Here is a 12,440-nt window from a genome sequence, read left to right on the forward strand (position 1 = left end):
TTACCTAGTTTTCAAAAGAATAGGTAAGTATTTTAATGTTTGTTCATTTTCCAATATACATTTTTCTAAATTGAACGATGGAGATAACTCTATTTTTTCAAAGACATTTATAAAAGTAGTTAAAGCAATTTCAGCTTCTAAACGTGCAAGTGGTGCCCCTAAGCAAAAGTGAGCACCTTTACCAAATGTTAAATGCTTTTCATTTCCTATTCGGTGTATATTAAATTTAGAGGCTTGCGAAAATTTTTTCTCATCTAAATTTGCTGCACTTACCCACGCAACAATCATTTGATCCTTTTTCATAAAAGGCCCAAATATATTTGTATCCTCTGTAATCCTCCTAGCTAATGTAACGGGAAAGCGATAGCGCAATACTTCCTCAATTGCCTTTGAAATTAATTTAGGTTCTTCTCTTAATTCTTTATATGTTCCAGGTGAATCCACTAAAAAGCAATAAAAGCTATTAATAATTAAATTAGTAGTTGTTTCATTGCCTGCCGCTAATAAACCTAAAGAAAAAGTAACAATTTCTTCATCTGTTAATCTTTCGCCTTCATATTCAGCTCGTATTAAATCCGAAATAATATCATCGGTTAAATGGTATCTCTTTCCCTGAACAATCGGTAGAAGATATGCTTTAAATTCATTTAGTGCTATACCCTTTTCCGCATCCAGATCATTAAACTTTTCTTTACTATACGGCATAAATAAAATATCAGACCATGCTTTAATTTTTTTACGGTCCGTTGTTGGCACTCCTAATAAATCAGATATGACGGTAACAGGTAAAGGTGCAGCAAACTCTTCAACAATATTAACCTCACTATATTTTTCGATATGTTCTATAAGTTCATTTGCGATTGCCTGTATTCGGGGTTTCCATTGTTCTAAACTTCTTGGAGTAAATGCTTTAGAAACGATAGAACGTACATTGCGATGTTCTGGTGGATCAGTAGAGTTTATATTTATCCTAGTTTCTAAAGGAGGGATTGCGAATTGTCTTCGCTCCCTTCTACTTGAAAATAAGCGATAATCCGATAAAACTCGATTTACATCATCGTATAAAAAAACATTCCATACATCTTGCTCTTCATCGTAATGTACTGGGCGATTATCCCTCATAAATTGATACCACTCATACGGATTCCACAATTCTTCTTTTGTTTTCAGCTTTGAAATTTCATGAACTAAAATCACATTTTCCGGCGAAGCCATAGTTCTTTCCTCCCTTTTCTTTTACAATAAAAGTGATAGGTCGGTAGTTCAAAGTTGTATAATCTAACATATGTTATTTTAACATATAATAAAGGGGATTTTTTATGTATGTTGATATTTTATTACTCGCAGAATTAACGTCAGGGCCAAAGCACGGTTATGAAATAAAGAAAAATATCCAAAATCAGTTAGGAGAGAATTTTGAATTAAATCATAATATGCTTTATCCTTCTCTTCGACGTTTTGAGAATATGGGGGCTATAACGAAAAAAGTACATACACAAGTCGGAAAGCCAAACCGAAATATGTACGACATAACTGAAACAGGTGAAGAAATTTTTTCAGAAATGTTAAGAGAGTTTCCTGAAAAAATTGCGACAAATAACGCTGAGTTCCTTGTACGTATCGCTCTATTTGAAAAACTTGATTACGAAGGTAGAAAAGAAATTTTAACAATACGCCAAGACGTACTACATAAACAGCTTACTGCTATTCAATCTTTACGTGTTAGCTCATCTTTTATTACAGAAGTCATTGAATTTAGTAAATCACGTATTGAACATGAATTGCTCTGGATTACATCACTTATGAAGAAAATATAAAAATTAACAAGAAAAGTTAAAAACAATGAATGAAAATGAGATTTATTATCAATACTATAATTAATAAAAGGGCAACCACGATTTGGCTACCCTTCAAAAATTTATACTTCTGGATCGAAAGTTTTGCAATCTGTTTCTTCCGTAGTTGATGCATGTTTCCCTTTATGACTTACTACATAAATTGCATCTGCACTACATTTATTGCCGTTAGCCCAAAATTTACAGTTGTTTACTTCACATAAAACGTCTTGTGCCATAGTATCACACCTCCTTGTTCTATTATCATTAACAAAATTCGGAGGTATGATACTCTTTGTCATGCATTTTTTATTACCTTTTTAGCTTTCTTAATGGTTCAATATTTCCTTGTACAATAGCATCTATATTTTCTGTTATTTTTTCAATGTCAAAATGCCACCATTGAATTTGCAATAACTCTTCTACTATTGTATTTGTAAATCGTTCCTTTATTTTATTTGCAGGGTTTCCGCCAACAATTGTATATGGTGCGACGTCTCTAGTCACAACAGATTTAGCTGCAATGATTGCACCATCCCCTATTTTTATTCCAGGCATAATCGTTGTATCCATACCAACCCATACGTCATTTCCTATAACTGTATCCCCTTTGTAAGGTAAATCAGACAAATTAGGTGTATACTTCTCCCACCCATTCCCAAATATATTAAATGGATATGCCGAAAATCCATCCATCCGATGATTCGCTCCGTTCATAATAAAGGTAACTCCATTTGCAATACAACAAAACTTTCCAATAGTAAGATGATCTCCAAGAAATTCATAATGATGTAATACTCGATCTTCAAATGTTTCTCCATCTTTCGCATCATAATAAGAATAGTCACCAACGAGTATATTAGCTTTCGTTATTGTATTTTTTATAAAATGAACGTTTTGATTTCCTTCAATTGGGTATTTTACATTTGGATTAGGATTCATGTTGCACAGCACTTCCTTTACCATTTATTTCACTTTCTAACGCTATTACTGGCTTTAAATTGTATATAGGTAAAATAAATAATAATCCAATTATAAATAGTAAAGCTGTGCCCTCATACATCGTACTTAATGAGAACACCTCCTTTAATGAACCAGCAATACTCATTGTTACTACCATTGAACCGGTGAATAGTGGACTTAAAATGCCATTTACACGACCGATAAAATCAGTATCGCTGTTTTGAATAATGAGCGTATTAATACCTATTTGGATACACGGAAGAGCTAACCCACTAAAAAGTTGTGCTGTAAGTGTCACCCATAAGCTCGTCGAATAACCAATAATACCAATGCCGATCGCCTGACCGAGCATCCCTACAATTAACATCTTTTGCGGAGCAACATTTTTCGCAAATACCATCGCTAAAGCACCGCCAACAATCATACCCGCGCCATTTACTGTTAGTAACCATTGCAAACTCTCTTTTGATAACCCTAACTGCTCAGTCACAATAAATATACCTAATGGCTGAATTAAACCGATACCTAGTCCTGCTGCCATAAAACAAAGCCCTAGCAAAGTTAATGCTTTTTTCTTTTTTACGTATTTAATACCGTCTAGCATTTCCTGTAACAACGTGATTTCTTTTTTCTCATTTTTATTCTCAAGATCTTTCGGAAGAAATAACAACACAGCTGCTGCCAGTAAAAAAGCGATACCTGTTATGATGATTGAAATATAAATTCCAAAACTATGAAAGATAAATGTTCCAAGAATCGGTCCTAACACCATAAAAATCGCAAATATTGTTTGATATATAGACATCGCTAATTGGATTTGTTCCGTTGATAAATGCTGTTTAAACAATTTCATACCTGATGGTTGAGAAAACTGCGAAAGGATTGCAGAAATAAGCGTGACAAAAAACACGATTTTCCATGTTCCAAACATAAGTGTAATTAATACAGCGAATACTGAAATGGAACTTAACGTTTCACACCATATCATTGTCTTCTTTGGCTTCCACCTATCAGCAAAGGTTCCACCTATAAAGGAAAAGATGAAAATTGGAGCAAACTCAGCAACCGAAATCATTGAAATAGCAAAAGCATCACCTTTCGTCATTTCCATTACATATAGTAATACCGCAAAGTTCCGAACCCATATTCCAATTTGTAAAAATAGTGCTGATGCAAGAATTCCTTGCACAAACCGATTTTTTAATACTTGTGATACCCCATTGTTTTGTTTCGTTACTACATTTGTCGACATAAAAAAGCCCCCTATTTCATGTTCTGAACAGGAGGCAGCACAAATCATATAAAAAGACTATATATTCGCAGAGCGAAATACATCCCTTTTCTATAAATGCACAGACTAATCCTATTCAGAAGAATATTTCGTTTTTTAACGAAGATCTCTTACAAATAGAATTAGTTGATCATTGGGATGTTTTCACCCTTCCGTTTCGAATTTAAATAACACATACATACTCTATGTAAATCATTTTCTATGTATGCATGTCTACAATAAATATTCTAGAATGTTAATGGTAATTCCTCTAAAGAACGCATTAAATAATTACCTTGCCATTTAATGTCTTCACGGTTCCCTTTTATTTGTAGTTCAGGCATTCGATTAAATAAAGTAGTAATGGCAATCTTTGCTTCTAACTTAGCAAGTGGAGCACCTAAGCAGAAATGGCTACCATGGCCAAAGGCAATATGACGATTATTCTCCCGAGTAATATCGAATACTTCCGGATTTTCAAATACCGTTTCATCACGGTTTGCAGAAGCTAATGCAATGACAACCATATCTCCTCTTTCGATTGTTCGGTCGTGAATTTGAAAAGGTTCATCTGCCCATCTTGAAGTTGTAACTTCAACTGGAGAATAATATCGTAATCCTTCTTCAATAGCTGCATCAATTAATTTTGGATCTTCTTTTAATAACTGTAATTGATCCGGATTTTCGAGAAGTGCTAATACCGTATTTGTTATTAAATTTACCGTTGTCTCATGTCCCGCCACAATTAGTAACATAATCATTGAATATAGTTCTCGGGCGCTAAGTTTATGCCCTTCATTTTCCGCAAGTATTAATGCACTCACCAAGTCTTCTTTTGGCTCTTTTCGTTTATTATCAACTAAATATTGAAGATATGTAATAAACTCAGATAGTTGCTTTTCAGTTTCTCTTATTTCTTCTGGTGTTTCTGGGTAAGCAATGACAGCATGAGACCAAATTCTAAATTTCGCTTGATCTTCTTTTGGAATGCCGAGCATTTCACTTATTACAATAATCGGTAAAGGAAACGAGTAATCATCAACAAGATTTAATGAACTTTTTCGCTCGACTTCATTTAACAAATCATCTGCAATATCCTGTATTCTTCCTTCCAATTGCGTGATTATCTTCGGTGTAAAAGCTTTTTGTACGAGTGATCGTAAACGATTGTGGTTAGGTGGATCTGAATTTAGCATGTGCGTCGTTAAATAATCACTATTATCAACAGTAAGAAAGACATTCAATGTATCTTGAGAAAATACATTGGCCGGATCTTTTTTTAAGCGATTATCTTTTAATAGTGGCAAAGCATCTTCATATCTTGTAATAAGCCACTCTGCACCTAATTCAGTTTTATTTACAAATAAGATCGGTTGCATTTTTCGAGATTCTTTATAAATTTCATATGCATCTTCTTTAAACTGAGCTGAAGCTAAATTAATTCCATCCTCTATTCTTAGCCCAACTTTATTTTTCATTGACATCGTATTCCCTCACTCTCATTTGTTTTTGAAAACCAACCAACATATGCATTATACTCTAATAAAAACGTGAAAATTGTAAATTTTTAATCAAAACCTTACTTCATATATTGAAAAATAAAAAAGTGAGGGAGTAAAATCTTTCTACTCTCTCACTTTTCTTTATGCGAAGCACATGAAATTACTAATTTGTTGATAGCGATAACTTACTTTACGACGGCGACCACCTTGCCAAGTGTAACCTGAAACCCCATTTCTCCTCACTTCAGTCGGAAAGAACCATAAGTCTCTTCCGAAAGGTCCAGGACGATGCAAACGTAAATAGCCCCATCTTCCTAGACAGTTACACATCCATGATTTCATATTCCCTGCTTGTGCTGGAGAAGCAAATGTAGACGGTAACGCTGGCGCTTGAGACGGTGGTGGTGACGTTGGAGCATCTTCCGCATCATCTGGTCTATAATCTTCTTGTTCCATATCTCTCATTTCATTTACAGATTCATACCCGTAGTTTTGTGGATTATAATACATCCCTTGATCATATGGATAATTTTGCTGGTTATACATATTAACAAATCACCTACTTTTCATTCAGTACCTTTAACATTCATATGTAATATGCGCTCTATAGGAAGCTTATGTTATAGCCCAAATTCAATTTAAAAACCTCGTATTATTTAAAATACGAGGTTTTTAAAAATAAAATGTATTTATTATTTCCTTAACTTTACACTATAAAAACGCATTTCTTTTAGTGAACCTTCAAATTCAAATACGTCTTGTTTAATTAATTCCTTTAAGCGATATTCTAAAAACATATCGCCGACTAACTGCTCTACAAGACCAAGCGCTTCACCAATTACTCTTGGAGCTTTTAGGAATTCTCGATCAGCACCTATATTTTTCGCGCATTCAATAATAAATTGATCAAAATAATCTTCTTGTACAGAACGCACTTCATTTTCTTTCCAAACTCTTAGAAACTCCGTACTTTTTGATAATCTATACCACTCCTCTTCAAACCTCATTCGCTTCTCTTCAGTTAAATACTGAGATTCTGCAAAACTTTTTTGGAATAGAGCTAAACTGTCAGGCGGTAATTCTCCTGTTCCACGAATAGCATACTCTTTTTTTAATATTTCTTTACTTGCTTCAGACGTATTAATAACGCGAATATTTTTCTTATCTTTTAATTGTGCCATTACAAAACATAGACCTACATGTTCATGTGCGTTATTGGCTTTCCAAATTGTAATAGGCGTTTCAATAGGAATAGTGTGTAGTTCTTCCATAGTTTCTAAAAACCTTCGTAAATACTCTTCTTCAAAATAATTATCATAAGCATTTAAATTGTTTACTAACCATTCCTGTCTTGCAAGTTGTCCCTCATTCATATGTAACTTGTTTATCGGTCCAATTGAAAAGAATTCAGAAAAAGCAACAACCATCTCTTCCAATCGTTCTTCTTGACCCAGCATATGTTTTAAACATCCAGCTGTTGAATCATCAAAAGCAATATGAACGTGTGAGCTTTCTTTTACATTTCTTTTATAAGATGTATTATTCGTTAGTTGTTTTGGAATATCCATTAAATTTTTAATTGTATCTTCACTATAGTTTTCTTCTAATAAATTTAACTGAATTAGAATACTTTGAAGTAAATGTTTTGCTTCATCTTCGTACATATCTTCTACAACATTTTTGATTTTATCTATCATACAAATCCCTCTATTCATTTCATAAATAACGTATATTATAGTGTATCATTTTAGTATCATTCTTTTAAAGTTTTTTTAAGTAAAAGCATTTATTATTCAGATTGCTACAGCTATCCACATTTTCAACAAAATCTCTCCTACAATTCTTAATTACTACATATCTTTTGTAAATTCTTTTATTTTAATGTATAATTATATAGAAAATAAAAAATACAGGAGCTATATGTATGGAGAAAGCGATTACTACTTATAAACATTATTTAAAAAATTGGAGATTTATATTTATTTGTATATTACCTGCTATCGCCTTTTTATATGCTTTCGATGTAATCTTTGAACTACTATTTCATCAAGATTTCTATTTATCTAACTTAATTTTTGCTATTATATTATTTTTAATATTTATTAACATCAAAGATATGTTTAAAATTGAAAGTTAAAGAACGGGATAACAAAGAGCACCCTGCAATTGGATGCTCTCATGTGATAGAGGTTTTTTCTGAGTATTAAGTAGGACACGAAGGTCTTGTCCTACAATATAATATATGCTTGTACTTATTTTATTGTGCATCTATTACACATCAAATGTATACGTATTGCTAAAAATTCTGCTCATTTATTAATTGTATAATTATTATATTTATACAAAAAAAACATCCCTATGGATGTTTTTTTGTACCAATTTTTAAGCTTCCATAAACTTAGCCGGTACACCAATTTTTTCAACTACAGAAGATATATTAGTAGGATTAATCATTACATTTTCAATACTAACTAATTTATTTTCTAATAGTCCATTCTCTGTAGTAATAAGTTCTTCAAACCGATCTAAAGTCATCGAGAATTTGTGTTCACTTCCGCCATTCATACAGACTTTTACATACTTCATAGTGTCACCGCCTTTCATAATAATCTATATTTCGATAAGAAGACGCTTACATCCTTTTTATTTACTACTAGATTTCTCACTTTTACTCCTTACTAATTCACGTTTATTTAATTTAGAAAAAGCAGCTACTATTTAATGTTCACGTTATAATTGCTAGTAAGAACGATAAAGACAAAAATGCACAAAGTGGTATATATAAAACAGTATCCATTTTAGCAAAATGCGTATCTTTTTTTCGCTTAAAAATACCAAAATAATGAAATTCCCCAATTACTCTTATGAAAAATACAATCATACAAATCCAAGAGCCTAATTGAACAAATACATTAGGAACTGGAAAATGAATAATATTTGTTTGTTGTAATAAAATCATTGCTGCCATACTTAATAACAACGCAATGAACAATGTCATTCCTACACCTGGTATAAACGCCTTTTCTCCAGATTTTGTTGGAATGACACTATTTGTCGCCCACTTACCTCCGAAAGCCCAGTAAACATGTAAAAAGCTAACTAAAAATAATATACAGACAGAAATATATGTAATAATAAGCATTTTGTCCTCCCATTATTTTATTTAAGTCCTTAACTTTAGGGTATGCTATAAATTCCGCATTAGCAATCTATATATAATTACAAAAAAAACCTTCAATGATAAATCATTAAAGGGTTACTCAAATATCTTATGCATTATACCTATTTCTACGACGTTCCATCCTCGTTTGTCCTTGAGCAGTACCTTCTTTATATGGATCTATTTGCTCTGGCATTTCATATGTTGCAGCTGTAGCTGGTTCTTCGTAATTATGCTCACTTATTTTTTCTGGCTTTTTTCGTTTTGATACTTTTCCACCAAACTTAAATAACTTCATCTTAAATTTAGGTAATCTAGGAAGTGGAATCTTAAATGATAATTTTTTGCGCTTCTTTTTTTGTTGAAATAGATTTATATTTTCTTTATTATCCTCCTCTTTACGGTGTAATAACATAGCAATTAATCCACCAAATATAAGTCCGCCAACTAAAAGCATGAGGTATTTGAAATTGCTTGTCATTAAACTCGACATACGTTCAAGTATGACTAACGATTGCACTTCTTTAATATCCCAAAGTAAAGCGGCCCATAATGAGAATAAACCGAAAGTAAGTCCATATGTACGAAAACGGAATAAACATGGAATTAAAGCAATACAAGCGGCAATTTTCGCATTCGCTATGATTGAACTTGTTGAAATATCTTGATACCAAATGACTAACAGTAATGTTATAAATGACGCATACGCTATCCAACTACATATGCGTGAATATATTTTTTTCGCAAAATAACTACCGAAACTAGTGAAAAATAAAAGGCCTCCAATATATAAAGATTGCTCTAGTGGGATTTGCTTCATAATTCCTGCAACTGGAAAGAGGCCGCTCAATAGCATTAATAGTACATCTAATTTCTTCACAATTCCTCATTCCTTTCAAATTTCTTTTGAATCAATTCATATTGCTTTTCAAAATGATGTAGTTTTTTATTTCTAAAAAACATCTTAATCCTGTATGGAAATAAAGTAAATACGTAAAAGAAAAGATACATGACAAAAGATATCCTTATTTACATGAAAAAATGACAAATCCTGATCGATATAATGAACAAGATTTGTCTACTATTATTTAAAGAAGAATAATTGAATCTTTCTTTTCTATTTTCATTATATCTACATCCAATTCATCATCAAACTCTTTAAACTCTCTTGCATCTATATCAGTCATATAGCTTTTTATTACTTTCGCCATATGCATGGAATACGGCATGTGTATATTCTTTTCCAAAAGCATACTTGAATTACAGCACATGTAATGTACCATTTTGGCAATATAATTCCTTTCTACAGCTTTTACACCTAGCGGTAAAATTTCGAGTATGTATCGCTGCAATGTTTCACTACCATTAAACGAATACTCACCAGTGCTATAATACATTCCTTTAGGATCTACATATAAACTCGTACCATCGAGTACATCATCACATTCTATCGCACCGTATTTTGGTACATCAAAAGATGTATTTATCCTTATAATATTTAAGTTTGGAACCTTTAACACATCCGGAACAATCTCAGGGAAAGTATCTATATCAATTTTATTATTTTGTAACTCTTTTATCCAATGTTTTCTTAAATTCGCACATATAATGAAATATACTTGCTCATTTTGCTCTTTTGCATATTGTAAAATTCCCGTTAGTGTTTCAGAGACAAATTGTTTAAATTGAATTCCCATGTCATTTCTTTTTGAAGGCTGTGGTAAAAAACTATTATGTTTATTTATATTTAATAATAAACGATCAATCGTTTGCCATTCTGTATTCCCATATAATTTATATGAAATTTCTTTACCTTTTATTTGTGAAATAATAGGTAAGAAATCAAATTTCGAGATTCGTTCAATTGATAAATTAACATATGTACAAGGTAAATTTATCTTATTCCAACTACGTTTCAAAAATCCTCTTTGTTCTAATAAACTAAAAATACAATTAATAATTGTTTTACGAGATACACTTTGGCCTATAAATAAATTAATAAATGCCGAAATACGGTTTGTTCGTGCGAACCCTTCTCTAACGATTTGCTTTGGATCAATTTTTTCACGCCCATCACAATTTTTCATTGCGATTAACGCCAATGTCGCATCATTACGCTCACCTGCAGTAGCATAAATCGCTTTCATAACATCCTCTACTAAGTTTGTTTTGTATTTCTGGCAATATTGCATTTTATATGGATTTTGCAATACTTTTTCAATATTATATTTTACTATTTTTAACAATACTGGAGAATCTGCATTTAATACATATGAAGACTCACCAATTTGAGCTAACACAATTTCACTTTCAATTAACGCTTGTTCTACTTCCATCGATATTTTTTCAGACCATATCTCTAACGTTATAGTCTCTAATCCTTTTGGTGCAATTAAAGGGAATAATTCATTTTCATTATTTGTTGCTATCTTTTTACATTCTGGTAGTAATGTGAAATAAGAGAATTTTTGCTGAAACCATTTAAAAAGATACTCACTTTCCTTTACTTTAATACCAGGTTTTATTTTTGTACCTTGAACTTTATATATTCTCTCATTGTATGGAAGCAACACCCTAATATTTGCTCCTATCATATAATCTTTCGGATATTGAAGAATATGCTCTAATTCAACTTCTCCACCTATACGAAAATCATCTTTTAAATTTCTAAATATTTTAATCCATTTTATGCCGTTTGTAGCTTGTTGTACTTTTAGTTTTACAAATCGTAATTTTGTATTATTCGATGAAAATTCTGGAGTAGAAACCAATATCATGCCCCGTTTTCGTCTTAATAGCAAAGGAATATCTGGATGATTATATTCTTGATAAAACCTCCGAATTCCTATTGAAACATTTAATAATGGAATATTCTCGCCACCGCGCGTGATACATTCGAACCGATATACATAGGCGAAATAATCTTGAGTTTTTTCATCTTTAATAGGCACTGACATTGCCTCACAAATATTTTGTGATCTAAGAGGAGAAAAATATATATCTTCTTCGTTCATATTCCCTAATCGTACAGATTGTTCACAAAAAATATGTGAAATTAAAGCAGGCACCCACTTAGAATATATTTCATTATCATGTAGTACTGTTACATTAGAAATTAAATCGTAATGCCATTCATATTTTGGCGATTCTATTAATTTATTAGGTTTCCAATCATGAATCACCTCATACCAACTTTGGAAAATATAATCGAGTTGTTCTTTTCTAATAGGTTCTTTACATACAATCCATGGTGTATTTTCATTTAATACATACGGATTATGCTGAATAAATAATATATCAGAAAACATATCATATAATCTTTCATTCAATCGTTTCAACTTACTCGTTAATAAAAATGTTTTATAATGTATCTCTACAATGTCGAGCCATTCAATAGGGAAATATATAAATGATACGCTTTCGTTTAAAAGAGGTTCTACTATATTTTCAAATGTTAACAACTTTAATTTTTCCATAAGATGATTACTTCCTTTCTTCATTTGTCTTGATCACAAAAAGCTAGAAAAATTAACTCTTAATCTAATCGATTTATACCAAGTATTTAAAAGAAAAGTAAAAACATTCCTCCGAATAATATATTATTAAAACGATTTATTTAAAAATTAAAAGTAATTATCATATACGACACCTCTAATATTTTTATTTTAATACATTAGAATTATACAATATAAATGATGTAATGTATTTAA

Annotated in this window: 13 protein-coding genes; 2 read left to right on the forward strand and 11 right to left on the reverse strand. The window is 31.6% G+C overall.

All coding sequences use genetic code 11. The annotated features are described in order from the left end of the window. On the reverse strand, window positions 1-1,215 hold the full coding sequence (locus QEP67_RS14675) for a cytochrome P450 (protein ID WP_000168003.1): 1,215 nt from the start codon (window positions 1,213-1,215) through the stop codon (window positions 1-3). A gap of 104 nt (window positions 1,216-1,319) precedes the next feature. On the opposite strand from QEP67_RS14675, the gene QEP67_RS14680 reads away from it, so the two are divergent. Next, on the forward strand, window positions 1,320-1,817 hold the full coding sequence (locus QEP67_RS14680; protein ID WP_000289103.1) for a PadR family transcriptional regulator: 498 nt from the start codon (window positions 1,320-1,322) through the stop codon (window positions 1,815-1,817). 101 nt (window positions 1,818-1,918) lie between these two features. Here the strand turns inward: QEP67_RS14680 and QEP67_RS14685 are convergent, their stop codons facing one another. The 6 genes from QEP67_RS14685 to QEP67_RS14710 all read right to left on the reverse strand — a co-directional run bounded on the left by QEP67_RS14685 (window position 1,919) and on the right by QEP67_RS14710 (window position 7,267). Continuing rightward, on the reverse strand, window positions 1,919-2,074 hold the full coding sequence (locus QEP67_RS14685; protein WP_000046089.1) for a DUF1540 domain-containing protein: 156 nt from the start codon (window positions 2,072-2,074) through the stop codon (window positions 1,919-1,921). A gap of 73 nt (window positions 2,075-2,147) precedes the next feature. Continuing rightward, window positions 2,148-2,777 (reverse strand): Vat family streptogramin A O-acetyltransferase, encoded by a 630-nt coding sequence (locus QEP67_RS14690; RefSeq protein ID WP_001069228.1) that lies wholly within the window; start codon window positions 2,775-2,777, stop codon window positions 2,148-2,150. Beyond that, entirely contained in the window at window positions 2,767-4,050 is a 1,284-nt protein-coding gene (locus tag QEP67_RS14695; RefSeq protein ID WP_048566342.1) for an MFS transporter, read from the reverse strand. The genes QEP67_RS14690 and QEP67_RS14695 overlap by 11 nt, the downstream gene beginning before the upstream one ends. A 266-nt stretch (window positions 4,051-4,316) precedes the next feature. Next, a complete protein-coding gene (gene cypA, locus QEP67_RS14700) occupies window positions 4,317-5,552 on the reverse strand; it encodes a cytochrome P450 (RefSeq protein WP_061671998.1) in 1,236 nt (411 codons plus the stop codon). A gap of 159 nt (window positions 5,553-5,711) precedes the next feature. Next, the gene (locus tag QEP67_RS14705; RefSeq protein ID WP_000282701.1) at window positions 5,712-6,116 is read right to left on the reverse strand and encodes a hypothetical protein; all 405 of its coding nucleotides are present in this window, start codon (window positions 6,114-6,116) and stop codon (window positions 5,712-5,714) included. A gap of 146 nt (window positions 6,117-6,262) precedes the next feature. After that, entirely contained in the window at window positions 6,263-7,267 is a 1,005-nt protein-coding gene (locus tag QEP67_RS14710; RefSeq protein ID WP_353706301.1) for a DUF1835 domain-containing protein, read from the reverse strand. A gap of 227 nt (window positions 7,268-7,494) precedes the next feature. Here QEP67_RS14710 and QEP67_RS14715 point away from each other — a divergent pair, with 227 nt between their 5' ends. Then, complete coding sequence (locus tag QEP67_RS14715) at window positions 7,495-7,707, forward strand: hypothetical protein (RefSeq protein WP_000409413.1); 213 nt, start codon at window positions 7,495-7,497, stop codon at window positions 7,705-7,707. 245 nt (window positions 7,708-7,952) lie between these two features. Here the strand turns inward: QEP67_RS14715 and QEP67_RS14720 are convergent, their stop codons facing one another. The 4 genes from QEP67_RS14720 to QEP67_RS14735 all read right to left on the reverse strand — a co-directional run bounded on the left by QEP67_RS14720 (window position 7,953) and on the right by QEP67_RS14735 (window position 12,206). Then, window positions 7,953-8,156 carry a hypothetical protein gene (locus QEP67_RS14720; protein WP_000878362.1) on the reverse strand — a complete coding sequence of 68 codons (204 nt, stop codon included), beginning with the start codon at window positions 8,154-8,156 and terminating at the stop codon, window positions 7,953-7,955. A gap of 139 nt (window positions 8,157-8,295) precedes the next feature. Next, window positions 8,296-8,712, reverse strand: coding sequence for a DUF3995 domain-containing protein (locus tag QEP67_RS14725; RefSeq protein ID WP_000905590.1), 417 nt, complete (start codon window positions 8,710-8,712; stop codon window positions 8,296-8,298). A 127-nt stretch (window positions 8,713-8,839) separates the two neighbouring features. After that, window positions 8,840-9,610 (reverse strand): DUF3959 family protein, encoded by a 771-nt coding sequence (locus QEP67_RS14730; protein ID WP_000732211.1) that lies wholly within the window; start codon window positions 9,608-9,610, stop codon window positions 8,840-8,842. A gap of 208 nt (window positions 9,611-9,818) precedes the next feature. Then, window positions 9,819-12,206: an RNaseH domain-containing protein gene (locus tag QEP67_RS14735; protein ID WP_353706302.1), complete on the reverse strand. Its 2,388-nt coding sequence runs from the start codon at window positions 12,204-12,206 to the stop codon at window positions 9,819-9,821. Window positions 12,207-12,440: the final 234 nt, after the last annotated feature.

The sequence above is a fragment of the Bacillus cereus group sp. MS39 genome, from assembly GCF_040448665.1.
GTDB lineage: Bacteria > Bacillota > Bacilli > Bacillales > Bacillaceae_G > Bacillus_A > Bacillus_A wiedmannii.

What these genes read in the sequence shown, in the direction of transcription:
- QEP67_RS14675 (WP_000168003.1), bottom strand. Translation starts at nt 1,215, where the DNA reads ATGGCTTCGCCGGAAAATGTGATTTTAGTTCATGAAATTTCAAAGCTG.
- QEP67_RS14680 (WP_000289103.1), top strand. Translation starts at nt 1,320, where the DNA reads ATGTATGTTGATATTTTATTACTCGCAGAATTAACGTCAGGGCCAAAG.
- QEP67_RS14685 (WP_000046089.1), bottom strand. Translation starts at nt 2,074, where the DNA reads ATGGCACAAGACGTTTTATGTGAAGTAAACAACTGTAAATTTTGGGCT.
- QEP67_RS14705 (WP_000282701.1), bottom strand. Translation starts at nt 6,116, where the DNA reads ATGTATAACCAGCAAAATTATCCATATGATCAAGGGATGTATTATAAT.
- QEP67_RS14710 (WP_353706301.1), bottom strand. Translation starts at nt 7,267, where the DNA reads ATGATAGATAAAATCAAAAATGTTGTAGAAGATATGTACGAAGATGAA.
- QEP67_RS14695 (WP_048566342.1), bottom strand. Translation starts at nt 4,050, where the DNA reads ATGTCGACAAATGTAGTAACGAAACAAAACAATGGGGTATCACAAGTA.
- QEP67_RS14690 (WP_001069228.1), bottom strand. Translation starts at nt 2,777, where the DNA reads ATGAATCCTAATCCAAATGTAAAATACCCAATTGAAGGAAATCAAAAC.
- QEP67_RS14725 (WP_000905590.1), bottom strand. Translation starts at nt 8,712, where the DNA reads ATGCTTATTATTACATATATTTCTGTCTGTATATTATTTTTAGTTAGC.
- QEP67_RS14720 (WP_000878362.1), bottom strand. Translation starts at nt 8,156, where the DNA reads ATGAAGTATGTAAAAGTCTGTATGAATGGCGGAAGTGAACACAAATTC.
- QEP67_RS14735 (WP_353706302.1), bottom strand. Translation starts at nt 12,206, where the DNA reads ATGGAAAAATTAAAGTTGTTAACATTTGAAAATATAGTAGAACCTCTT.
- cypA (WP_061671998.1), bottom strand. Translation starts at nt 5,552, where the DNA reads ATGTCAATGAAAAATAAAGTTGGGCTAAGAATAGAGGATGGAATTAAT.
- QEP67_RS14715 (WP_000409413.1), top strand. Translation starts at nt 7,495, where the DNA reads ATGGAGAAAGCGATTACTACTTATAAACATTATTTAAAAAATTGGAGA.